This window comes from Sporichthya polymorpha DSM 43042 (genome assembly GCF_000384115.1).
GTDB classification, from domain to species: domain Bacteria; phylum Actinomycetota; class Actinomycetes; order Sporichthyales; family Sporichthyaceae; genus Sporichthya; species Sporichthya polymorpha.
In genome coordinates this window covers 669024-691998 of sequence record NZ_KB913029.1, presented here as the reverse complement: position 1 = coordinate 691998, position 22975 = coordinate 669024, and the positions used below count along the sequence as shown (strand labels likewise).

General features: G+C 68.6%; 26 protein-coding genes. 9 read left to right on the top strand and 17 right to left on the bottom strand.

Annotated features, from left to right (window positions below):
* Positions 1-58: 58 nt before the first annotated feature.
* Positions 59-370, bottom strand: a complete 312-nt coding sequence (locus SPOPO_RS0103460) for a non-heme iron oxygenase ferredoxin subunit (protein WP_019873386.1) — start codon at positions 368-370, stop codon at positions 59-61.
* A gap of 160 nt (positions 371-530) precedes the next feature.
* Between SPOPO_RS0103460 and SPOPO_RS0103455 the strand changes: the two genes are divergently transcribed.
* Positions 531-1490, top strand: coding sequence for a nitronate monooxygenase (locus SPOPO_RS0103455; protein WP_019873385.1), 960 nt, complete (start codon positions 531-533; stop codon positions 1488-1490).
* Positions 1491-1497: 7 nt separating this feature from the next.
* Here SPOPO_RS0103455 and SPOPO_RS27515 read toward each other — a convergent pair whose 3' ends face one another.
* From SPOPO_RS27515 to SPOPO_RS0103435, 4 genes are read right to left on the bottom strand one after another with little or no spacing between them, the layout of a single operon-like run.
* On the bottom strand, positions 1498-2358 hold the full coding sequence (locus tag SPOPO_RS27515; protein WP_019873384.1) for an AAA family ATPase: 861 nt from the start codon (positions 2356-2358) through the stop codon (positions 1498-1500).
* Complete coding sequence (locus SPOPO_RS0103445) at positions 2355-3062, bottom strand: hypothetical protein (protein ID WP_019873383.1); 708 nt, start codon at positions 3060-3062, stop codon at positions 2355-2357. Before SPOPO_RS0103445 ends, SPOPO_RS27515 begins: the two co-directional genes overlap by 4 nt.
* A 1-nt stretch (position 3063) precedes the next feature.
* Positions 3064-3336: a hypothetical protein gene (locus SPOPO_RS0103440; protein ID WP_019873382.1), complete on the bottom strand. Its 273-nt coding sequence runs from the start codon at positions 3334-3336 to the stop codon at positions 3064-3066.
* Positions 3333-3575, bottom strand: coding sequence for a hypothetical protein (locus SPOPO_RS0103435; protein WP_019873381.1), 243 nt, complete (start codon positions 3573-3575; stop codon positions 3333-3335). Before SPOPO_RS0103435 ends, SPOPO_RS0103440 begins: the two co-directional genes overlap by 4 nt.
* 66 nt (positions 3576-3641) lie before the next feature.
* Here SPOPO_RS0103435 and SPOPO_RS32335 point away from each other — a divergent pair, with 66 nt between their 5' ends.
* On the top strand, positions 3642-4370 hold the full coding sequence (locus SPOPO_RS32335) for a TetR/AcrR family transcriptional regulator (RefSeq protein ID WP_019873380.1): 729 nt from the start codon (positions 3642-3644) through the stop codon (positions 4368-4370).
* Here the strand turns inward: SPOPO_RS32335 and SPOPO_RS0103425 are convergent.
* The 10 genes from SPOPO_RS0103425 to SPOPO_RS0103380 form a co-directional block, all read right to left on the bottom strand.
* A complete protein-coding gene (locus tag SPOPO_RS0103425) occupies positions 4303-5037 on the bottom strand; it encodes a hypothetical protein (RefSeq protein ID WP_019873379.1) in 735 nt (244 codons plus the stop codon). The genes SPOPO_RS32335 and SPOPO_RS0103425 overlap by 68 nt on opposite strands.
* The gene (locus SPOPO_RS27505) at positions 5034-6665 is read right to left on the bottom strand and encodes an AMP-binding protein (RefSeq protein ID WP_211210844.1); all 1632 of its coding nucleotides are present in this window, start codon (positions 6663-6665) and stop codon (positions 5034-5036) included. Before SPOPO_RS27505 ends, SPOPO_RS0103425 begins: the two co-directional genes overlap by 4 nt.
* Positions 6666-6779: 114 nt before the next feature.
* Complete coding sequence (locus SPOPO_RS0103415) at positions 6780-7070, bottom strand: cytochrome C oxidase subunit IV family protein (RefSeq protein ID WP_019873377.1); 291 nt, start codon at positions 7068-7070, stop codon at positions 6780-6782.
* Positions 7071-7077: 7 nt separating this feature from the next.
* Positions 7078-7644 carry a cytochrome c oxidase subunit 3 gene (locus SPOPO_RS0103410; protein ID WP_028984486.1) on the bottom strand — a complete coding sequence of 189 codons (567 nt, stop codon included), beginning with the start codon at positions 7642-7644 and terminating at the stop codon, positions 7078-7080.
* A 26-nt stretch (positions 7645-7670) separates the two neighbouring features.
* Entirely contained in the window at positions 7671-8435 is a 765-nt protein-coding gene (locus tag SPOPO_RS32330) for a hypothetical protein (protein WP_019873375.1), read from the bottom strand.
* A gap of 14 nt (positions 8436-8449) precedes the next feature.
* Complete coding sequence (locus SPOPO_RS27495; protein ID WP_019873374.1) at positions 8450-9226, bottom strand: SDR family NAD(P)-dependent oxidoreductase; 777 nt, start codon at positions 9224-9226, stop codon at positions 8450-8452.
* Positions 9226-10755: a coniferyl aldehyde dehydrogenase gene (locus tag SPOPO_RS0103395; RefSeq protein WP_019873373.1), complete on the bottom strand. Its 1530-nt coding sequence runs from the start codon at positions 10753-10755 to the stop codon at positions 9226-9228. Before SPOPO_RS0103395 ends, SPOPO_RS27495 begins: the two co-directional genes overlap by 1 nt.
* Entirely contained in the window at positions 10752-11807 is a 1056-nt protein-coding gene (gene dmpG / locus SPOPO_RS0103390) for a 4-hydroxy-2-oxovalerate aldolase (protein WP_019873372.1), read from the bottom strand. Before dmpG ends, SPOPO_RS0103395 begins: the two co-directional genes overlap by 4 nt.
* Positions 11808-11896: 89 nt before the next feature.
* Positions 11897-12817, bottom strand: a complete 921-nt coding sequence (locus SPOPO_RS0103385; protein WP_028984485.1) for an acetaldehyde dehydrogenase (acetylating) — start codon at positions 12815-12817, stop codon at positions 11897-11899.
* Complete coding sequence (locus tag SPOPO_RS0103380; RefSeq protein WP_051098269.1) at positions 12814-13629, bottom strand: 2-keto-4-pentenoate hydratase; 816 nt, start codon at positions 13627-13629, stop codon at positions 12814-12816. The genes SPOPO_RS0103385 and SPOPO_RS0103380 overlap by 4 nt, the downstream gene beginning before the upstream one ends.
* 251 nt (positions 13630-13880) lie before the next feature.
* On the opposite strand from SPOPO_RS0103380, the gene SPOPO_RS0103375 reads away from it, so the two are divergent.
* The gene (locus SPOPO_RS0103375; protein ID WP_019873369.1) at positions 13881-14696 is read left to right on the top strand and encodes an IclR family transcriptional regulator; all 816 of its coding nucleotides are present in this window, start codon (positions 13881-13883) and stop codon (positions 14694-14696) included.
* 76 nt (positions 14697-14772) lie between these two features.
* Positions 14773-15963, top strand: a complete 1191-nt coding sequence (locus SPOPO_RS0103370; protein WP_019873368.1) for a cytochrome P450 — start codon at positions 14773-14775, stop codon at positions 15961-15963.
* Here SPOPO_RS0103370 and SPOPO_RS27490 read toward each other — a convergent pair.
* Complete coding sequence (locus SPOPO_RS27490; protein WP_019873367.1) at positions 15960-16934, bottom strand: amidohydrolase family protein; 975 nt, start codon at positions 16932-16934, stop codon at positions 15960-15962. The genes SPOPO_RS0103370 and SPOPO_RS27490 overlap by 4 nt on opposite strands.
* A gap of 100 nt (positions 16935-17034) precedes the next feature.
* On the opposite strand from SPOPO_RS27490, the gene SPOPO_RS0103360 reads away from it, so the two are divergent.
* Genes SPOPO_RS0103360 through SPOPO_RS27485 form a run of 5 tightly spaced genes read left to right on the top strand, consistent with a single transcriptional unit; the run spans position 17035 to position 21387 of the window.
* Entirely contained in the window at positions 17035-17994 is a 960-nt protein-coding gene (locus SPOPO_RS0103360) for an alpha/beta fold hydrolase (RefSeq protein ID WP_019873366.1), read from the top strand.
* Between the two features lies 1 nt (position 17995).
* The gene (locus tag SPOPO_RS0103355; protein WP_019873365.1) at positions 17996-19321 is read left to right on the top strand and encodes an aromatic ring-hydroxylating oxygenase subunit alpha; all 1326 of its coding nucleotides are present in this window, start codon (positions 17996-17998) and stop codon (positions 19319-19321) included.
* Complete coding sequence (locus SPOPO_RS0103350) at positions 19318-19842, top strand: aromatic-ring-hydroxylating dioxygenase subunit beta (protein ID WP_156869524.1); 525 nt, start codon at positions 19318-19320, stop codon at positions 19840-19842. Before SPOPO_RS0103355 ends, SPOPO_RS0103350 begins: the two co-directional genes overlap by 4 nt.
* Positions 19843-19865: 23 nt before the next feature.
* Complete coding sequence (locus SPOPO_RS0103345; RefSeq protein ID WP_019873363.1) at positions 19866-20648, top strand: CoA-transferase; 783 nt, start codon at positions 19866-19868, stop codon at positions 20646-20648.
* Positions 20641-21387 (top strand): hypothetical protein, encoded by a 747-nt coding sequence (locus SPOPO_RS27485; RefSeq protein WP_019873362.1) that lies wholly within the window; start codon positions 20641-20643, stop codon positions 21385-21387. Before SPOPO_RS0103345 ends, SPOPO_RS27485 begins: the two co-directional genes overlap by 8 nt.
* 17 nt (positions 21388-21404) lie before the next feature.
* Here SPOPO_RS27485 and SPOPO_RS0103335 read toward each other — a convergent pair whose 3' ends face one another.
* The gene (locus SPOPO_RS0103335) at positions 21405-22943 is read right to left on the bottom strand and encodes a class I adenylate-forming enzyme family protein (protein ID WP_019873361.1); all 1539 of its coding nucleotides are present in this window, start codon (positions 22941-22943) and stop codon (positions 21405-21407) included.
* Positions 22944-22975: the final 32 nt, after the last annotated feature.

Below are 22975 nucleotides of genomic sequence, written 5' to 3'. Positions count from 1 at the left end.
GACAAGTCCCACGGTTAAAGTTTCGTCAGCTGTCATGGGATGAGCTGCCTACACCTGCTCACTGACCAATTTCGACCCACACCTGGCCGTCGTCGATCAGGACCGGGTAGGTCTTCAAAGGCTCGGTGGCGGGGAAGCCGGTGGCCTCGCCGGTGCGCACGTCGAACCGAGCCTGGTGCAGGGCGCAGATGACCTCGTAGCCCTCGGTTTCGCCGTCGTCCCCGAGGGACCAGTCCTCGTGGGTGCAGGTGTCGTCGGTAGCGAAGAATTCGCCGTCAACCCGGAACAGGGCGATGGTCGGGCCTGCCTTCAGTTGCATGCAGCCGCCGTCCGCCAGATCGTCGACCCCGCATGCCCGCACCCTGCCCATTACGCCGTTCCTCTCTTGCCTGCTGACTGAGTTCTCCTGCGGTCTACTGTCCGGCATCCCCCGGTCGCGTCCTGCCCGGGCGTTCCGTCGGTCGGCACATCGACCGCTCCGGAACCCGGCAGGGCGCGACAATCCTCGAGCGATGACGACAACTTCTCCCGTGCTGCGAACGCGGGTCACCGAGATGCTCGGGGTAGCAATCCCGATCCTGCAGGCGCCGATGAGTTGGGTGTCGCGGGCGCAGCTCGTGGCGGCGACGTCGGAAGCCGGTGGGTTCGGCATCCTGGAGGCCGGCTCGGGGGACCTGGCCGCCATGACGGCCGAGGTCGCCTCGATGGCGGATCGGACCGGCAACCCGTTCGGCGTGAACCTGCCGCTGAACCTGCTGCGCAACCGCAGTATCGAGGTGGCCGGCTATCTCGACGTCGTCCAGGCCGCCGGGGTGAAAGTGCTCACCACCTCGGCGGGGGACCCCCGCCCGGTACTGCCCATGCTCAAAGCACGGGGTTTTCGCGTGCTGCACGTAGTCGGCACGCTCGCCGCGGCGCAGCGCGCCGAGGAGGCCGGGGCCGACGGCCTCATCGTGGAGGGGAGTGAGGGCGGCGGATTCAAACAACCGGGCGGCGCCTCGACCATGGTGTTGCTGCCCCTGGTGACCAGCAACACCGATCTGCCGGTCGTCGCCGCCGGGGGCGTGGTGGACGGCGTGTCGATGGCGGCGGCCTTCGCGTTGGGCGCCGAGGGCGTGCAGATGGGGACGGCGCTGGTGGCCTCGCAGGAGTCACCCGTCCACGCGAACTACAAGGCGGCTCTCGTGGCGGCCGCCGAGACCGACACCGTGCTGCTCAACGAGAACACCAAGCCGACCATTCGCGCCCTGCGCACCGCGCATTCGTTGGCGCTGTGCGGCCAGGTCGTGACCCTCGCCGAGTTCGACCGTGCCGACGACCTCTACCGCGACGGCGACATGGACGCCTCGCTGGCCGGAGCCGGGCAGTCGGTGGGCCGGATCGACCGGATCCGGCCGGTGGCGGAGATTCTCGCCGACACGATCGCGGAGTTTCACGCGACGGTGGCCCGGCTCGCGGCCTCGTGCGCCGCGACGGGAGCCAGAACCTGACGTACCGTCAGTCCGCGCCGCTCACCCCGCAGTGACGGCACCCGGTGCGGGTCGGGCTCTGCGCGAGCCGTTCCAGCGCCTCCTCGACGTCGGCCCAGGCCAGCGCGACCGCCCGTCTGCGCGCGGCGAGCAAGGCCGCCTCGTTGACCAGATTGGCCAGCTCGGCGGGGGAGCGCCCCGCCGTGGCATCGGCGACCTGGGACCAGTCCACCTCGGGCTCGCACGGCCGTGCGCCCGCGTGCAGGCGCAACACCGCGAGTCGGCCATTCCGACCAGGGAGTGGCACGGCGATCTTTCGATCGAACCGGCCCGGCCGGACCAATGCCGGATCGAGCAGCTCGAGCCGATTGGTGGCTGCCAGGGTCACGACGCCGGTCGCCCCGAGAAAGCCGTCGAGCTCGACGAGCAGCTGGTTGAGGGTGTGGTCGAACTCCCGGTCCCCGGCGCCGTCGCTCCGCCGGCGGCCGGCGGCGTCGATCTCGTCGAGGAACACGATGCAGGGTGCGTCCGCGCCGGCGGTGTCGAACAGCTCCCGCACCCGGGAGGCGCCGAGGCCGACGAACCGCTCTACGAAACTCGTGGCAGAGACGAAGTAGAACGGAACGCCGACCTCGCCGGCCAACGCCCGCCCGAGCAGGGTCTTCCCGCACCCGGGTTCGCCGTGCAGCAGGATGCCGGTGGGCGCCCGCGCGCCGAGCAGGTCGAACCGGGCCGGGTCGGCCAGGTAGTCCACGATGTCCCGCAGCTCGGCGATCACCTCGTCCAGCCCGGCGACATCGGCGAAGGAGTAGGTGGACGCCGAGTCCGTGAAGCGCAGGGGTTCTTCGTTGGGGGATCGGACCTCGGGCGCTCGGCGGAAGACCCTCATGGTTTCCACAGGTCCCGTCGAACCGTGTGCAGATAGGGCAGGAGCACGAGAGGCCCGAGGAACGGCACGTTCACGAGCAACCAGAAGCCGATCACGCCGTAGTCCGAACTACCGAATCGCAACGGGTAGTCCTGCATCATGTTGGTGAGGTAGACCATCCAGAACGCGAAGTACATCCAGTACGAGATCAGCGTCCACTGCAGGCCCCACTGCTTCAGCCGGAGAAAGCCCCAGGCGGCCACCATCTTGATCGGCATGCCCATCAGCACCATCGCGAGCTGCACGGACTTCTCACCGTTGTCGGCCACGCCGCCGAGCCGGTCGGTGTTGTAGTCGTACATGTAGCCGCCGTCGACGAGGCGGCCGTAATCGATCCAGAGGCTGGAGCCCAACGTCGAGTCGTGGGCCCAGAGGAAGTCCATGCCCCAGGCGAAGAAGTTCACCGACGTGTCGACGAGGATGAATCCGCCGATCCAGGTGATGGCCCAGGGCCGGATGCTGGCGCCGCGTCGCTCCGCCTTCTTCATCTGCACCATGCCGTAGATCAGCATGATCACGCCGATCGGACCGAGTACCCAGGTGCCGCAGACGACACAGCCGCTGATGAACCAGCGGTCCCCGCGATCGGCCTGGGCCTGCGCCTCCGCCTGCTCCTGTACCTCGGCGGCGGACTGCGTGAGGGCGGAACTTGCCGTCTCTGTCATGTCACTGCATCCCATACTTGAGGAACAGCCAGGGGACGAGCAGGGCACCTTCGACCACGAGCCAGACGAAGAAGATGATGTCGACCCGCAGGGTCGTTCGGTGCAGGCGCTCGTAGCGCGCCGCGCGTTGCCGCTCGGCCTCGGCCTGCGACGGGGTGAACGTCACCGGGAACGGCGTGAGATTGGGCAGGATCAAGGCCCACACCAGCAGGACCAGGGCGAGCACCGCGAGGGTCGCGGAGATCCGCGCGGTGTCCTCCAAGAAGGCGGTCATCGGTTGGTCAGCTCCATCAGTTCCTCCTTGGTCATCCCCGGGGTGCCGCCGAAGCGTTCGACGATCTCGTCCGGGAGGTGGCCGCGGTTGGTGATGCCGCCGCCGTAACCGTGGTGGTGGGCCTGCCAGGCCTGGATCGCCAGGCAGACCGCTATCCACCCGAGCAGGAACGTGGTCAGCAGGGCGACCGCCAATTTCTCGCGGGCGCGTGCGTCCATCGCGGCGTATCTGGAGATCATCACGGTTTCCCCCGCTCGACGACCTGAACTGCCCTGCAACGTACGCTTGAGGAGCAATCGCTCCTTATGAATCGTTCTGAGGGGCGGAACCTCTCCCACGACGACCGGTGGTGGCTCATGGAGGAAATCCCGCGCAAGCGGCGACGGCGCACGACCGCGCAACTTCGGGCCGCGATTCTCGACGCGGCCCAGGAGGCGTTCTCGGCCCGGGGGTACGCGGGCACGACGACGCGCGAGGTGGCGCGCATCGCGGGGGTGTCCGAGGCGCTGGTCTACACCCAGTTCGGCAGCAAGCCAGGGTTGTTCGACGCCGCCGTCGTCGGCCGGTACGAGGCGTTCGTCGCGGAGTTCACCGACTCCTGGGAACGTCCGCTGCTGCACCCGTCATCCGCGTCGCGCGCGGAGTTCGTGCACTCGTTCGTCTGCTCGTTCTTCGACTTCATGAGCCGGAACCGGGAGCTCTGCCTGACCTACCTGGAATACCACCGGCACGAAGTCGCCGGGGCGAACCGGCCCGTCGCCAACTTCGCCGCACCCCTACGTCGGCTCGAGGAAGCCATTGCCGAACACGGCGAGGAACTGGGGCTGCGCGACATCGACGTGCAGCTGACCGTGCGAGCCATCATCTCGATGGTGCTGGGGCTGGCGCTGCACGACGAGGTCCTCTTCGCCGGCATGAGGACGCCCGGACGGGCGCGCCTCACGTGGGCGGTGGCCGACCTGGTGCTCAGCGGGATTGAGGGGCGGCAGCCACCGAAAATTCGTCCCGATCCTCGCCATCGAGGTTCTGGTTGAGAATCGCCTGACGGGTCGTCACGAGCATCACGGCGAACCACAGCACGAAGACGACGACCACGAACCACCACGACAGGGCACCGTCCCACGCAAACGGTCCGTCCTTGAAGAAGTAGAGCAGCGAGCCGGGGCAGAACAGCAGGGCGGTCCAGACGTTGAAGTAGCCGACCCAGCGGGGCCAGACTGCGCCCTCCCTGTCCATAAAGATCGCGCCGGCGATCGCGAGGTTCTGGATCGAGGCGAGCACCCACACTCCGACGAACGGAATCCAGGCGATGTCGTTGATCAGCAGGATCAGGTCGTCCTCGCGCTCGGGACGGAACGCTGCCGCCTGCATGTTCATCACGGGGAAGATGAAGAGCAGGATGCCGAGCATGCCGCAGCCGAGTTGCGTCATCGACAGCGGTGAGTACTCCCGCTCGATGCGCTTCATCTGGGCGGCGATGACGGCGACCCAGGGGGCGGTCAGGGCGCTGCCGATCATGGTCAGCAACAGCCCGACCCGGATCCCGTTGGTCTCGTCGCGGTAGAAGCCGGCGATCTCCTCGGCGGTCGAACTCGGCTCCGGCGGTGGGATGAGTCCACCGATGAGGAAGAAGCCGAACAGCCAGAACAGGATTCCGATCGGGCCGCAGTACAGCGAGATCAGCTGGATTCTGGTCCTCACGATGCGTTCCCTTCGACGTGGGATTCGGTCCTCGCCGGCTCTGGCGCGAACAGGGCGCGGGCCTGCGGCCGCAGCACGAGCTTGTCGACCTTGAGCATGGAGTTGCGGGGGAGCGAGTCCACGAAGCGGACGTGCCGCGGCACCTTGTAGTTGGCGAGCCGCTCCCGCATCCAGGGGGTGAGGGTGTCGGCGTCCAGTTCGGACCCGGGGGTGCGGACGACGAAGGCCGCGCCGACCTCGCCCATTCGAGCGTCCGGGACGCCGACGACCGCGACCTCGGCGATCTCTGGGTGCTGGATGAGGGCGAGCTCGATCTCCGCCGGGTAGGCGTTGAACCCGCCCACGATGAACATGTCCTTCTTGCGATCGGTGATGCGCAGGTACCCCTCGGCATCGACCGTTCCGATGTCCCCGGTACGGAGCCAGCCGTCGACCAGCGCCGCCTCGGTCTCGGCGGGCATGTCGTAGTAGCCGAGCATCACGGTCGGAGCCGCGACGGTGATCTCCCCTGGCTCCCCGGTCGGCACCTCGTTGCCGTCGTCGTCGATGACCCGGACCTGGACATGTGGACGGACCCGCCCGCAAGTGGTCGCGATCTTCTCCGGCGGGTCGTCCACCTCGGAGAGCGCGACGCCCGCGGCGCACTCGGACAGGCCGTACCCGCTCATGACGTGCGGCAGGATGTTCTCCGCCCGCATCCGGTGGATGAGCTCCACCGGGATGGCGGAGCCGGCGATGGTCCCCTTGCGCAGTGAGGTGACGTCGAACTCCGCCCGCAAAGGACTGTCCAGGACCCCCTGGGCGAGCGTGGGCGTGCCGGACAGGACGGTGATCCGCTCGGACTCGATCAGGCTCAGGACCCGCTTGAGGTCGAACACGTCGAGCATCACCCCGGCAGCCCCGACCAGCGCGCTCGAGACGAAGCCTGCCTTGAAGCCGAAGTTGTGCGAGAGCGGCAGCACGATCAGCGAGCGGTCGTCCGGGTTGAGCAGCAGGGCCTTGGCGTAGTCGCGCCAGCCGAGCAGGTTCTGCCTGTGGGTGGTCAGCACGCCCTTGGGGACGCCGGTGGTCCCCGAGGTGAACATGATGTCGGAGACCGAGTCCGGTCCCACGGCGTCCAGTCGGGCGGTGACCTCCGCCGCCGGCACGTCCCGGCCTTTGGAGAGGAAGGTGTCCCAGGTCGCTTCGTCGCCGCGGGCGGCGCCGGCGAGTAGGACGGTGGGGAGGATGCAGTCCGGAGCCGCGGAGGTCAGCAAGTCCGGGTAGTCGACGTCGAGGAAACCGCGCACCGTGAACAGGGCGCGGGCGCCGCTGGCTCGGATCACGTAAGCCGCCTCTTCACCCCGCAACCGCGTCGACAGCGGGACGATCGCCGCACCGCAGGCCTGCACCCCCAGCGCGGCCACGACCCACCGCACACAGTTGGGCGCCCAGATCGCCACTCGGTCGCCGGGCCCGATGCCGGCCGCGGCCGCGGCGGCCGTGGCGGCGCGCATCTGCTGATCCAGATCGGCGTAGCTCAGGCGGTGCGCGGCGTCGATCACAGCGTCCCGGTCCGCGAATCGCACGGCGGAGCGGGCGATCAGGTCGGGAAAACTGCGCGCCTCGGAATCGATGCCTTCGGTCACGACGTCCTCCATCGTTCGGCGTCTTCGCCTTCCCAGGGGTGAGCATGCAGCGTCGGGCTGTCCCTTGGACGCGATGGTTCCGGTCCGTAGAACGCGCCGCGGCAGCCTGGTAGGTCAGGCGATCAGGTACGACAGTGCGATGGTCAGGAAGACCACGACGAGCCAGATCTGGAACAACAACCGGAGCACCGCGGGGGCGCCCCGGATCTCCATGAAGTCGAACCCGACGAACGACACCTTGACGAAGGCGATGCCGAGGATGGCCACGGTCGCAATCTTGGTTCCGGTCGAACCGTCGAGTGCGTGCTCGACGCTCAGGCCCCAGGACAGCAGGGTGGCCACGACGAGGACCACCACAACGGTGGTCTGACGGTGCCGGGCCAGGGTCTGCAGAGCGGGATTCACCTTGGAGTCACCTCATCAGGTACAGCAACGGGAACAGGACGATCCAGAGCAGGTCGACCATGTGCCAAAAGGTGGCCCCGGCCTCGAGCACGAGCTGGTTGGACGGGCGGGGCGGCCGCCGCACCACCCGGAGCATGATCACGAGACCCAGCAGACCGAGCAGCAGGTGCAGCAGGTGGATCCCGGTGAAGGTGAAGTAGTACGTGAAGAACACGTTGGTCGTCGGGGTGATGTCGGAATCCACCTTCGCGGACCACTCGACGGCCTTGCTGCCGACGAAGCCCAAGCCACAGGCGATGGCGCCGCCGAGCAGCCGACTCGCGAGCATGCGCTCGCCGGCCCGCACCGCGCGCACGGCGGTGGCGACGAACCAGGAACTGCTGAGCAGCAAGAGGGTATTCACCACCCCGAATGTCACCTCCAGTTCGCGCGCCGAGGTGTTGAACAGGTCGGGGTCACCGCCGCGGGCGATCGTGAAAGTCACGAAGAAGACCGCGAAGGCGAGCATGTCGCCGAAGATGAAGACCCAGACGCCGGCTTCGCCCGGCAGGTGCGCGTTAGGGGAGTCCTTCAAGTTGACCGGTTTGATCGTCACCATGGTCAGGCCACTCCTACCGGCGCCGTCGGGGCCTCGGCGGCCGGGACCTCGGCGTGGCCATCGATGCTCGGCTGGCGCTTGATCGCTTGGAGGGTGAGCAGCGAGAAGCCGAGGAACCAAACGAAGAAGGCGATGGCCGGCAGATAGAACGCCAGCGCCCCGTCCCATGCGAACGGGCCGTCGTAGAAGAAGGCGAGGCATCCGCCGGGCACGTAGAGCAGCGCGCACCAGAGCGAGAAGTAGGCGGCCCACCGCGGATACGCGGGCTGTGCGCGGTCGTCGAGGAAGATCGACCAGGTCAGCGCGATGTTCCACACGACGAAGATGATGAAGGGGAGGATTTCGCAGATGAAACCCATGTCGCTGAGCAGTTGGGTGATCTCCGGGGACCGGTCCCGGAACGCGGCGACGATCCAGAACATCTGACCCATGATGATCACGGCGGTCGCGACCGCCGCGGACCCGATCTGGGTCCAGGCGTTCACCGGTCGGACGCCCTCGGTGGACCGCGTCTGCGCCGCGACGACTGTCGCCCACGGAACCCAGAACATCGTGCCGACGATCATGAAGATGGCGCCGAGGCGGATACCGGTGGCCCGGGCCTCGAACTCCTGCGTGATCGCCTCTGGCCCGTCTGAGGGCGCGAGCGGCGGCAGGAAGCCCTCCAGACCCACCCAGCCGATGGTGAAGGCGACCACGGACATCAAGCCGGCATAAATCCAGAACGCCTGGGCGCGCTGGTGGAGTGTGGGTGTCACGGCGGTCATGGAAGTTCCTTCGGCTACATCGATTTGAACAAGCGGGCCATGAACGGCGGGGAGAAGACGCGGCCCATACCCTTGGCGACATGACCGGCGGCGCCCACCGTCACGGTCGGACGGCCCTTCTTCATGGCCGCGTACGCCTTGACGGCCACGCCCCTGGCGTCGAGCTTCTCCTTCTCGTAAACCTTGGTGAGCAGCGCCGGTCCGGAGACGCCGGCGGTGCTGGCGAACTTGGATTGGAAGCCGCCCGGCGTGACCACGGTGAGCGTCACCCCCGTGCCGCGCAGTTCCGAGCCCAGGCTCCAGTGGAAGCTGTTCGTGAAGGCCTTGGTCGCGCAATACGCACCCAGGCGCGGGGTCGGGGCCATCCCCGCCGTCGAGCCCATCACGAGGATGCGCCCGCGGCCGCGATCGCGCATCTGGCGGGCGAACGCGATCGAGAGTTTCATGCAGGTGGTGACGTTGAGGCCGATCATCGTCTGGACCCGGTCGAGGTCGACCTCGGTGGGCAGCCCGTAGACCGCGAAGCCGGCGTTGTTGATCAGGATGTCGACGACGTGGCCGTTCTCCTCGCACCAGGCCACCAGGGCTTCGGCGGCGTCGGGCTCCGACAGGTCGGCCTGATGGATCACCAGGCGGTCGTCCCCGGCGCCGAGCTCGGCGACGAGGTCGTCGAGCTCGTCCTTGAGCAGGCTGACGGCGAGAACCTTCGCACCGTCGTCCAGCAAGAGCTTGACGAACTCGCGGCCGGTGCCGGCGCCCGCCCCGGTGACCAACGCGGTCGGAATGCCCATCAGGTGGTGCCTTTCGGTCGGTGGTGGGGGGTGGCCTTCTTGCCCAGTCGCTTGCTCCACAGCCCCACGACCGAGCGCAAGCCCTTCTCCAGCACCGGATTGAAGGGAGGCGAGAGCAGGGAAACAGGGCTGAAAGCGTTCGGAGACACGGCGACGGCGCGGAGGTGGCTGAAGGTCTCGAAGCCGTACTGGCCGTGGTAGTAGCCGGTTCCGCTGTTTCCGACCCCGCCGAACGGCAGCCCGGCCAGGGAGGCGTGCAGGGCGAAGTCATTCCTCGTCACCCCGCCGCTGCGAGTCCGCGCGACGAAGCGGCGGAAGTCCGCGGAGTCGGGGCCGAACCAGTACGAGCCGAGGGGGACGGGGCGGCTGTTGATCTCGTCGATGACCTCGTCGACCGTGTCGTACGGGACGACGGGGAGCACCGGCCCGAAGATCTCCTCCTGCATGATCTCCATGTCCGGCGTGGTGTCCGTGAGGAGGGTGAAAGGGATCCGCCGAGTCGCGGCGTCGGGCAGTCGCTCGCCGGCGGGGATGACCTCGCGCACGGTCGCGCCACGCTTGCGGGCGTCCTCGATCAGGGCGCTGATCCGCCGGAAATGGTTGTCGTTGATGATCGTGCAGAAGTCGGTGTTGTCGGCAACGGTGGGCAGGGCCTTGCGGCAGGCGTCCTCGGCGGCGGTGAGGAAGGCGTTCACCCGGGCGCGCGGCACGAAGACGTAGTCGGGGCTCAGGCACAGCTGCCCACTGTTGGCCAGTCGCGCCTTCACGATTCGCTTTGCCCACTTGGCCACGTCGGCGTCCGGCGCCAGCACGGTCGGGCTCTTGCCGCCGAGCTCGAGCGTGACCGGTGTGAGGTGGTCCGCCGCGGCGCGCTGGATGTGCTTGGCCACCGCGGGGGAGCCGGTGAAGAAGATGTGGTCGAACGGCAGCGAACTGAACGCGGTGGCAATGTCCAGGTCGCCGGTGACGACGGTGACTTCCGCCGGGTCGAAGTGCGCGGCGATCGCCGACCGGAGGGCCTCGGCCGTACGGGGCGTCAGATCCGACATCTTGATCATCACCCGGTTGCCGGCGGCGATCGCGGCGATGGCGGGCTGGACCGCGAGGGCCACTGGGAAGTTCCACGGCGCGATGACGCCGACCACCCCGAGCGGAGTCGGCTCGACCCAGGCTTTCAATCCGGTCGCCAGTCCCGCCGCCCGCAGATAACGCGGCTGCGGGTGACGCGGCTTCATCCAGGTGGCGAGGCTCTTCTTCGTGCTCCGGATGTCCTCCAGCTGCAGGAGCACCTCGGCGGCGAGGGCTCCCGCCAGAGGACGGTTGCCGTAGTCCGCGCTGATCGCCCGCACCAACGCGTCGGCGTTGCCGGCCAGGGCTGCGCCGAGGCGGTCGAGCCGATTTCGTCGCAGGGCGAGATCTGGTGGCCCGGCCCTGAGGTGCTCCTGGCGCTGCCGCTCGAAAGCGGCGTGCAGGGTTTCGATCGTCCAGTCGGACGACGTGACGGTGGGGTCCTGGCTCAGCGCCGTCACGCGGACGCACCCACGGTCCGCTCTGACCGGGGAGCCTGGGCGCCCCGAGCCGCCAGCCCGGCGGCGACCTCGACGATGAGGTCCTCCTGACCACCGACCGCCTTGCGCCGGCCGATCTCCAGCAGGATGTCGGCGATCGGCACCCCGAACTGCGCGGCGGCCCTCTCGGCGTGGATGAGGAACGACCCGTAGACCCCGGCGTACCCGAGCAGCACGCTGGGCCGGTCTCCCTGAACCGGTCGGGTCATGAGCGGGCGTACGACGTCCTCGGCCAGGTCGATGGCGGCGCGCACGTCCACACCGGTGCCGATCCCGGCCCTCTCGAACGAGGCGGCGATCATCTCCAGCGGCGCGTTGCCTGCGCCCGCACCGAGGCCCACGCCGCACGCGTCCACCCAGCGGGCGCCGGCGTGTACCGCGGCCAGGCTGTTGGCCACCGCCAAACCCATGTTGTGGTGGGCGTGGACGCCGACCAGCACCTGGTCGTCGGTGGCGTCGCGGATCGCCAGGACCCGCGCAGCGACGTCGCCCGGGAGCATCGCGCCGGCGCTGTCCACGACGTAGACGACCTCGGCCCCCGACCCGGCCATGATGGCGGCCTCTTCGCCGAGCGCCGCCGGCGTCGTCATATGAGACATCATCAGAAAGCCCACGGTGAGCATTCCGCGCTCGCGAGCATGGGCGAGGTGTTGTTCGGAAATGTCCGCCTCGGTGCAGTGCGTTGCGATCCGGGCCACCGACGCCCCGAGCTCCTGCGCGCGGTCGAGGTCCTGCTTGACCCCGATTCCTGGCAGCAGCAGGACGGCGATCGCGGTGTTCTCCGTGACGTCCGCGGCTGCGCGGATCAGTTCGTACTCGTCGGTGCCGGAGAGTCCGTAGACCAGCGATGAGCCGGACAGCCCGTCGCCGTGCGCGACCTCGATGACGGGGACCCGGGCGTGCTCCAGTGCCGCTGCGACCGCCCGGACCTGGGCCGGGGTGAACTGGTGGTTCACGGCGTGGCTGCCGTCGCGCAGCGTGCTGTCGACGAGCGTGACGTCGATGCCCTTCATCCCACTCAAACCATGGGCGGCCGCCAGCTCGAGCTGCGCCGGACCTGGTTGGGGCGGTGCGCTCTCGCGGCCGAGACGATAGATCCCACTCATGCGGCCAGAACCCCTCGGTGTGCGGCGACTTCCTGCGCCAACCGGACCGCCGCGCAGGTGATGATGTCGAGGTTGCCGGCGTAGGGCGGCAGGGTGTCCCCGGCGCCTTCGACCTCGATGCTGACGGCGAGGCGGCGCAGCGGGGTCGCTGACTCCCAGGTGGGAAAGCGCAGCAGATCCGCCGACAACGACGGGGCTGCCGTGAGCCGGTAGCCAGGGACGTAGTCCGCGACCCGCGTGCGCATCTCCTCGATCGAGGCCACCACGGCGGCCAGGTCGACGTCGGCGTCGATCGCGCAGAACACCGTGTTGCGCATCAGCACCGGCGGATCGGCCGGGTTGAGCACGATGACCGCCTTGCTGCGCTCGGCGCCCCCGATGTCGGCCACGCCCCCGGCGGTGGTTCGCGTGAACTCGTCGATGCTCGCCCTGGTGCCGGGCCCCGCCGACGCCGAGGCGATGGTCGCCACGATCTCGGCGTACGGGACCGGGGTGACGGCCCGAACGGCGGCCACGATCGGGATCGTCGCCTGACCCCCGCAGCTGATCAGGTTGATGTCCGGAGCGTCGAGCGCGACGTCGAGGTTGACCGGCGGCACGCAACCTGGACCGAGCTTGGCCGGGGTGAGGTCGATGCACTGCAGACCGAGCTCGGCGTAGAGCGCCGCATTGGCCCGGTGGGCCCCCGCACTGGTGGCCTCCAGAACCAGGTCAACCTCCTCGCGGTTGGCCCGTAACCATTCGACGCCGGCATCGCTCGTCGTCACGCCTCGTGCCGCGGCCCACCGCAGGCCCTCGCTCCCCGGGTCGATGCCGATCAGTGCAGCGGGTTCCAGCCCCGGGGTGCGGAGCAACTTGGCGACGAGGTCTGTGCCGATGTTCCCGGGCCCGACCACGGCGCAACGCAGTGCACTCACGACTGCCCCTCTGTGCGCGCGGGGAACGTGACGGACACCGAGCCGAGGACCGCCGAGGTCGCGGTGAACGTCTGGCCTCCGATGGCGGGGACCGAGGCGTGTACGGCGCCGGACAGGATCACCGAACCGGCTCGGAGGACGTCACCGCGAGCTCGTAGGGTCCTGGCCAGCCAGGCGACGCACTCGGCCGGATGACCGAGGGCTGCGCTGCCCAGGCCGCGCCCGACCTCCTCGTCGCCGCGCGTGAGCACCAGCTCGACCTCGCGCAGGTCGGCCGGCAGCGGGACAGCGGTGCCCAACACGTAGGCACCCGAGCTGGCGTTGTCGGCCACCGTGTCCGGCAACGTGATCTTCCAGTCGGCGATCCGGCTGTCGATGATCTCCAGTGCCGGCATGACAGCGTCGGTGGCGGCCAGAACGTCCTCGACGCCGAGATCCGCCGAGTCCAGGTCGGCGCCGAGCAGGAACGCGATCTCGGCCTCGATCCGCGGCTGCAACAGCGGCTGCGCCGCGGTCGACCCGTTCGGCACGTTCATCGACGCCAGCAGCACCCCGAAGTCTGGCGAGTCCACGCCGAGCTGTTGCTGCATCGCCAGGCTGGTGAGACCGATCTTGTGGCCGACACGCACGTCGCCCCGGGAGACCGCCCGGCCGATGTTGATCCGTTGGACCTCGTAGGCCGCGTCCACGTCGAAGCCGTCGTGGTGGGCGGAGGGAGGCCCGGTCGGCACGCCGGTGCGAGCTGCACGGTCCAGCTCGTCGGCGATCTCGCGCAAGGACACGGACTGCGGGGTCACGGATGAGCTCGTCATGACAGCAGCGTGCTAGGAGCGACCGCATCCGTGCCCCTCGCGGTGCCGGGGGATGGAACGACTCGTCCCGTAGTCGCCTGCGAACTGTCGGTGCACACGTTGTCCAGCGGGATGCACATGGCGTCTAATGACGAGTCTGGATTCTGAAAAGTCGGTCAACAACCCTGTTGTCCAAACGCCCCTGGCGTCCTACAGTCCTCGTGAGCGGCGTCACTTGGCAGCCGCGCCAAGCGGACGAGAGGTAGGCACTGATGCCGGCAACCCGAGAGCTCGCTGCCCCTGTCCCCGAGGCCGCGCGTCTGGCCGGGGGTGATCTGGACTTCGGCAGCAGCGCGGCCAAGGCGATTGCGGTTCTGGACTCGTTCCGCGGCGCCGGTGCTGTCCTCGGCGTCACCGAAATCGCGGCCCGCACAGGTCTGTCGAAAAGCACTGCGCACCGGCTGCTCGCCGTCCTGGTCGAGCGACGCTTCGTCCAGCGGCACGACAACCGCTACATGCTGGGCCGCGCGCTGTTCGAGCTGGGAGCTCTCGTGCCGGACTGCCGCCCGCGGAGCCTTCGCGAGGCCGCGGTCCCGCTGATGACTGATCTGTACGCGAGTACCCGGGCGACGATCAACCTGGCCGTCCTGGAAGGGGCCGAGGTGCTCTACGTCGAGAAGCTCTACGGGGCAGGCTCGGTCGCGACCCCGGCCCGCGTGGGCGGTCGGATGCCCGCTCTCTGCACCGGCGTGGGCAAGGCCCTCGTCGCGTTCTCGCCCCCGGACGTGATCGCCGAGCACCTGGCGCGGCCGGTCCGCCGGCTCACCCCGCACACGGTCGTGCATCGCGGACTTCTGTCAGAGCAGTTGGCCAAGGCCAAGGAGACCGGCGTCGCGCACGACCACGAGGAATCCCAACTCGGCATCCGCTGCATCGCGGTTCCGATCCTCCGGCCCGGCACCAGCGAGCCGATGGGTGCTCTGTCGGTGACGATGCGTGCGACCGAGAACGTCAAGTCCCAGGTGGTCAACGAGCTTCGCTGGGCTTCCAACCAGATCGCGGCCACGTGCCGGAGCCACGGCCTCTGAGCCGTCGGCCGAGCGACGTTCCGGCTGCCGGGAATGAACGCTGGCGCCCGGGATCGCTCCCGAGCAAGGTGAGCCCATGACTGACGAATCGACCGGGACCAAGACCGCCGACTGGAGCCCGCTCGTCCCCGATGCGGACGGGACGTATGCCGCGAGGTTCAAGGACATGCGGGAGCGCTGCCCGGTGGCCTGGAGCGACGACTTCGGTGGCTTCTGGGCGTTGACCAAGCACGAGGACATCGTCAAGGCGTGCAAGGACCCGGGGACCTTCTCCTCTCAGCAGCAGTTCGCCGTCCCGCACCTGGACCTCGGCTTTCCCTGGCTGCCGCTGCAGAGCGACCCTCCGGACCACGGCCCCTACCGCCAGGTCCTCACGCCCTTCCTCTCCAAGCCGCGCATTCAGGGCTTCGAGCCTCGCCTGCGTGAGCTGGCCCGGGCGCTGATCGAGCCGTTGCGCGAACGCGAGACCTTCGACGCGTCCGAGGAGTTCGCCCAGCCGTTCGCGGGGGAGGCCCTGTGCCTGGCCCTGAACATCCCTGAGGACATGTGGTCCGAGTTCCGCAGTTGGACGTGGAACATCAGCACCGCGTTCAGCACCGGGAACGTCCCCCTCATCCTCGAGGTCGCCGCCAGCGTCAGGTCCTACGTCGAGCGTGAGATCAAGGACAAGACCGACAATCCCGGCGACGACCTGATGAGTGCCTTCCTGGCGACGCGGATCAACGGGCGCTCCCTTACCTCGACCGAGATCCACGGCTACTACATGCTGCTCACCTCGGCGGGTCACGACACCAGTGCCAACTCGCTCGGCCATGCGCTCCATCACCTGGCCCACCACCCGGAACACGCCGCCCGGCTGCGGGCCGAGCCGGAGCTCATTCCGCGCGCGGTGGAGGAGATCGTGCGCTTCTACGGCCCGCTGATCGGCCTCGGGCGCACCTGCACGAAGGACATCGAGCTGCGCGACCGCACGATCAAGGCCGGCGAGCAGGTGGCCCTGGTCTGGGCCGCTGCGGCCCGCGACGAGGATCAGTTCGAGGATGCGGACACCTTCGTCCTGGACCGGCCGGTCACCCGGAGCGTCAGCTTCGGGTTCGGGGCGCACTACTGCGTCGGCGCGGACCTCGGCCGGGTGCAGATCGCCGCAGCGATCCGCGAGTTCCTCGACGCGTTCAGCGAGTTCGCACCCAACGGCGATGTCGTGCGCACGATCTGGCCGACCCAGGGCTTCCGCTCGATCCCGGTCCGCGTGCCGGCGGTCCCCTAGGGAGAGAGGCCGAGTAGGCGGGCGGCATTGCCGCCCGACACTGCTGCCGCGTGTTCGTCCGGGAGTCCCGCCAGTAACTCGCCCGTCTGCTCCGCCGCAGCGGGCAGGGGGTAGTCGGTTCCCCAAATGACGCGATCCGGGCCGAGGACGCGGATGAGGTGGTCCAGGTTGGCGCGGTCGTAAACAACGGTGTCGACGTAGACGTTGCGCATCTGCTGAGCCAGCGGGACATCGTTGGTCATCGCCCAAGCGTGGGCGATCCGCGGGAGCGCCCAGACGAACGTCCCGCCGCCGTGGGCGAGGCAGATACGGAGGTCGGGCAGCTCTGCCGTGACTCCGCCCAGGACCAGGGCGGCGGCCGCGATCGCCGTGTCCGTGGTCATGCCGAGGCCGAACGTCAGTGGCAGCCCGGAAATGCGCGTCGTCCAGGGGACCGACGCGCCCAAGATCAACGGATGCACCAAGATCGTCATGCCGAGTTCGGCGGCACGCGCGAAGAAGTCGCGAATCTGCGGGTCGTCGAGTTCCCGGGTGCCGCCCTGCGTCCCGATCTGCACGCCCTTCAGGCCTAAGCCGTGGGCGTCCTCCAAGGCGCAGATGGCGCGCTCACAGTCCTGCAGCGGCACCATGCCGAGACCCGCCAATCGGCTGGGCGCTCGCTGCACCATTTCTGCGATCCCGTAATTGACCTGCGCGCAGAATGCGAAGCCGTAGCTTTCGTCGGCCCAGTCGACCGTCAGGGGCGGGAGCGGCGAGAGCACCTGGACATCCACGCCGACCTTGTCCATGTGATCCAGGCGGCGATCGACGGACCAGGCAGCTTCCGGAACGGCGCGGACCTCCGCCCCGTCCTTCCACAGGCGACCGGTGGATCCCTCCAGACGGAAGACGGGCCACCTCGGATCCCCGAGCGAGGTCGCGAAGTCAGGGAGGTCGGGCGGGACGACGTGGGTGTGCACATCGATGCGCATGGCATCAACCTTGCGTGCTGGTCGCACTGGATCGACGCCGAATTTCGCACCGTGGAACCAGTGTTGTCGATACCCGCGCGCGCGGGTCTACGTTGCGGGCATGGCACTGACGAGTGAAGGCCTTCTCGACATCCCGGGCGCGCAGAGCCGTTACGTCCGGCTCGCCAGCGGCGCCCGCGCCCATTACCTCAGCTTCGGCCGGGACGGGATCCCCGTGCTCGGTCTGCATGGCGGAATCATTGGGTCTTCCGCGGCGGCCGGCTTCCGCAACACCGGACCGTACCTGGCGGAGCGCGGGTTCCAGCTGATCTGCCCGGACATGCCTGGGTACGGCTTGTCCGATCTGCGACCGGAGCATTGGCCGACCAACGGCTTCTATGATCACACCGAGTTTCTGCACGAGTTCGTCAACGCGATGTGCCTGGACTCGTTCCACATCACGGGCAACTCCATGGGCTGCATCAACTCGATCAACTACCTGATCGCCCACCCTGACCGGGTCCGCAGTTTCGCGGTCATCGCCGGGGGCTTCGGCGACGCGGCCCCGATCCAGCGGCTGACGTTCCACCCGGCCGACGCCTGGGACGGCAGCCGCGACGGCATGTTCAAGCTCATGCAGTTGATCATCAACAACGACGAGAACATCACTGATGACGTCCTGGACATGCGCATGGCGCACGCGGAGCGAAACCGCGAGTCGTTCCGCGCGTTCTGGGACGCGCAGGAGGCTGTGAACGTCGCCAAGGACATCAACCTGCGCACGGTGAACACGACCCGTGGCCGGTTGACCGAGATGACGATCCCCGGCATCTGCATCTATCCGGTCGAGGACCGGATCATCCCGGTGGAGACGGGCCGGGACCAGGAGGACGCCCTGCCCGGGGTGCAGTTCTTCTATGTCACCGGCGCCGGGCACCAGGCGCAGACCGACCGACCGGACGTCGTCAATCCCGTCCTGGAGGAATTCTTCCGGGACGGCAAGGTCAGCGCGAAGACCGCCGAGGCGGCCGGGGTGTCCGACCGCCGCCCGCCCCTGCCCCACATCGTCGAAGGATCCTGAGATGAAGCTGTCAGCGAGGTACGTCGAGGAGAACCGCGACGCCGGGACGTTCCGGGTGCACCGGGACGCGTTCCTGTCCCAGGACGTCCTGGAGGCCGAGAAGACCGAGTTCTTCGACAAGGTGTGGCTGTACCTGGGCCACGAATCCGAGCTGTCCAAGCCGGGGGACTTCATCGCGCGCCAGGTGGGCGGACGTCCGATCATCTTCACCCGGGACAAGACCGGTGAGATTCGCGCGCTGCTCAACACCTGCCGGCACCGCGGCGCCCAGGTGTGCCGCGAGGACTTCGGCAACGCGAAGATCTTCACCTGCTTCTACCACGGGTGGGCCTACGACAACACGGGCGCGTTGGTCAACGTTCCCGATGGTGACTCGTATCAGAGCCTGGACCGATCGACCCACGGCCTGTTGACCCCGCCGAAGGTCGACAGTCACAGCGGCTTCTGGTTCCTGTCCTACAACCCCGACGTCGAGCCGCTGTCCGACTACCTGGCCGATGCGAAGGAGCTGCTGGACCTCGTCGCGAACCAGTCCGAGACCGGAATGGCCGTCGTCAAGGGCGCGCACCACTACTCCATGAAAGCCAACTGGAAGCTGCTCATGGAGAACAGTTGCGACGGCTATCACGGCATGAGCGTGCACCAGACCTACGTCGAGATGATGATGAGCATGGGCATGACGCCCAGCCTCGTCACGCAGAAGCGCGACGGCACGTCCCTCATCCCGGACTTCGGCATCGACCTGGGCAACGGGCACGCGACCACCTGGTTCCCCGAGCTCGGCCGGCCGCTGATGAATGAACGCAGCCGGGAACTCGTCGCGGCTCACCGGGCACGCATGGTCGAGCGCTTCGGGGAGGAGTACACCCGTCGCGCCTTGAACACCAGCCGGAACACGATCGTGTTCCCCAACCTCGTGATTGTCGACCTGAACTTCGGCATCCAGATCAGGACGATGTTCCCGGTCTCGCCGACGGAGACCGCGATCACCGGCTGGCAGATCTCGCCGGCCGAGATCGGGGAGGAACTCAAGGGCTACCGGATCGACAATGCCCTGACGTTCTGGGGTCCCGGCGGTTTGGCCACGCCGGACGATGTGGAGGCCCTCGAGCAGTGCCAGCTCGGCTTCGCGGCGGCCAAGGAGGTGCCATGGTCCGACATCTCCAAGGGCTTCGGCAAGGACCGCCCGACGACCTTTGACGAACTGCAGATGCGTGCGTTCTGGCGGCAGTGGAACCGGTTCGTCACCGGCGAGGACCTGCCCGGCGAGGGGGAGTCCTACGCCGCTTTGATGGACCGGATCGCGGAGAAGGTGGGTTCGGCATGAGCGCCACAGTTGGTGACCGGGCTATCGAGGTGACCGGCCGGGCGGCCGCCGTCACCCGCGGCGACGTGGAGGACTTCCTGTACCACGAGGCGGCGCTGCTCGATTCGTGGGAACTGATGGAGTGGCTCGAGCTGCTGACCGAGGACTGCATCTACGAGATCCCGGCCCCGGACCGGCCGAACGAGGACCCGGGTCAGACGTTCTCCTTGATCCACGACCACCGCGAGATGATCGACCAGCGGGCGATCCGATTGACGAAGGCGCAGGCCTACGCCGAGCAGCCGCGGTCACGGACCCGGCGGTTCATCGCCAACGTGCGCATCGACAGCAGGGCCGGCGACGAGCTGATGGTGGCGGCCAACTTCATGGTCAGCCGGATCCGGCGCGACCAGGTCACCTACGTGGGCCGCTACGAGTACGTGCTGGTGGTCACCGACGACGGCCTGCGCATCAAGCACCGCAAGGCGATCGTCGACCACTTCACCCTCACGCCCCACGGCAAGATCAGCATCATCCTGTAGGGGCCCACCACCCTGTCGACGCTGTGCTGAGCTCGCTGGCCGCCGCCGTCTCGGCGGTCCCGGACGGCTCGACGGTTTATCTGGGCAACTTCGGTGCCCAGCTGTTCGCGGTCGGGCATGAGCTGATCAGGCAGCGCCGCCGCGACCTGCACGTCGTGCTGGCCTCCGGCGGAATCCTGCTCGACGACCTGATTGCCGAGGGCGTGACCCGCCATGTCACGCTCTCGCACTGCTGGAACCCGGTCGGCCCTGTGAAAACCGAGCATTTTCAGCGGGAAGCCCAGGAGGGCCGCCTGCACCTGTGCGAGCTGTCCTACGGCGCGCTGTGCAGTGCGCTCCACGCGGCCGCCCAGGACGTCCCGTTCACCGCGACCACCGACTTGAGCGGGACCGACTACCTGGACCCGGAGCGCAACGGCGGCATGCTCACCACCGTCCGGTGTGAGTTCGGTTCCGCGACGGTGGTGCGCGCGCTCGCCCCGGACGTCGCGTTCGTTCACGTCGACACCGCCAACCGCTCCGGCGACGGCTGGTTGACCCAGCCCACCGCGGACGCCCTCCTCGCGGCGCAGGCCTCCCGAAGCACCGTTCTGGTCGCAGAGCACCTGGGAGCCGGTGGCGGTCCCGCCACGATTCCGGGATTGCTCGTGGATGCCGTGGTGATGTGCGCCGGTGCGGTCCGCCCGGATGGCGCGGCCGGCCGGTACGCCCGCGATCTCGAGGCGTACGCCGACTACTCGCGGCAGGCCGGGACCTCTGACGGTCGCGCCTCCTGGCGGGCCGCGGTGGCGGCTTCCCGTGGCTGAGGCCGACGACCAGACGAGCACGGCCGCCTTCCTGGTCCGTGCGGCCCGGGTGATTCCTGCGGGCGCACCGGTTTTCGCAGGCTTCAACTGGCCGATCCTCGCGGTTCGCGTGGCCCGCCGCCTGGGCGCCGGCGTCAGTGAGTGCTACGAGGCGGGGGCGATCGTGACGCCGATGCCTGCGACGCTTCCGAGCAGCAGCACCGATTACGCCTCGTACGCCGGCGAGGTGAGCTGGCGCGGGTCCACGCTCGACCTGCTCGCGCTCGTCCCGCGACTCGCCGCCGTCCTGCTCGACGCTTCGACGGTCGACGTGCACGGCCGCGTGAACTCTTTCGGTGAGGGCAGCGCATTCCGCTCCGCCGGCGGCGGGGGCTCCGCCGACGTGGCAGCCCGCGCCCGCAACCTGCTCCTGCTGCACGGCGGTGGGGACGTCCGCCGGATCGTCGCCGCGGTCAGCGCCGTCACCGCAGTGCCGCGCTCCGATGCCCGCGTCGTGCTCCTGACGCGGTGGGGAAGCGTGCGGGTGGGGGCGGCGCCCGAGGTTCTCGACGCCGTTGACGGGGAGCCCGGCCGGGCATTCCTGGAGCACCTCGGCGCCCTGGGGGCCGCGACCATGCGAGCGAGGCCGGTCGCCGCCACTACTGACGAGGAGGAGCAGGCTGCCGCCGCCGTCCTGGCGGAGGCGGCCACCCGCGGCTACCGGGCAGGCACTCGGCCGGAAACGGCCAGCCGTTCCTGACCAGCCGTCAGGAACGGTCAGGACCCGGCGACCCGGCGTTCCTGGTCGGCCCAGAAGGCCGCTCGCAACACCTTGCGCTGGATCTTGCCGACGATGCTGCGCGGCAGGGCCTCGGTTTGGAACGTGACGGCCACGGGCTTCTTGTAGGAGCCCAGGCGCTCCCGGCAGGCCTCGATCACGCCGGCCTCGTCCAGCTCCGCGCCCGGGTCGGTAACCACCACGGCGTGCGGAGCCTCGCCCCACTTCTCGTGCGGGACACCGAAGACGACGACCTCGCGCACGCCGGGCAGCATGACGATGACCTGCTCGAGCTCGGCCGGCCAGATGTTGAATCCGCCCGAGATGATCATGTCGTCGACGCGGTCGATCACGTAGAGGTAGCCGTTGGCGTCGAGCCGGCCGATGTCGCCCGTGAGGACCCACCCGTCCTTCAGGCGGGCGGCGCTCAGTTCCTCGTCGTCCCAGATCCCCGTCATCTGGCCCTCGCACCGGATGGCGATCTCGCCCTCCTCGCCGATCGGAAGTGTGGCGTTGTCCTCGTCGCGGATCTCCAGCTCGGCGAAGGCGGTGACCCGACCGGCCGCGCGCAGGGGATCCGAGCCGGGCATCTCGCGGAACCACTGCTTCGGTCCCATGAACGTCACCGGAACGGCCTCGGTCTGGCCGTACATCTGATACATCTGCCCGGGGAAGACCGTGTTGCCGGCCAGCGCGGTCTTGGCGCTGATCGGTGCACCGGAGATCATCACGACCTTCAGGTCGGGGAGGTCCTGCGGCTCCTCGCCGCACCGGGCCACGATGTCGGCCACCATGGTGGGGACGGCGAAGAAGTAGGCGATCTTGTCCTCACGCAGGCGGTCGACGAAGCCCTCGCCGTCGAACTTCGGGGCCAGGTGGTTGACGCCGCCGCCGAGCCAGATCGGCAGGAACAGGTAGCCGGATCCGTGCGAGATCGGCCCGACGTGCAGACAGCCGTCGCCCACATCCACCGGCGGCAGCATGAAGAACCAATCCCGCGTCGTGCTCATCCACGCGCGGTGGGTGTACGCGATCCCCTTGGCGCGGCCGGTGGTCCCGGCCGAGTGCCGGATCACGAACACGTCGTCCAGATTGACGACGGGATCCGGGTCCTCGGTCGACTGGGCGGCCAGCCAGGCCTCGTAGCCCTCGTCCCGCACGACGATCTGCAGTCCGTCGATCTCGGCGTCCAGGCCCTCGATCTCGTGGGCGAACTCCGGAGAGACCACCGCCACCCGGCACTGAGTGTGCGTGAGCATGTGCAGGTGCGCCTCGCGGGAGTTGCGCCGGTACAGGGGCACCCGCACCGCGTTCGCGATCGCCGAGCCCAGGTAGAAGTCGGCGGCTTCGATGCAGTTGTCCTCCAGGACCGCGACCCGGTCGCCCGGCTTGACGCCGAGGGAAATCAGGCCGTTTGCCAGGCGGACCCCGCGCTCCCAGGCCTGCGCGTAGGTGAGCGTGCGGCCCAGGCTGGCGACCGCAGGGAGATCGGCGTGGAACTGCGCGGAGCGGCGCATCGCACTGCGGACGTCGAGCATGAAGCCTCCTCGGAACGGGCTGTTCCGCGAAG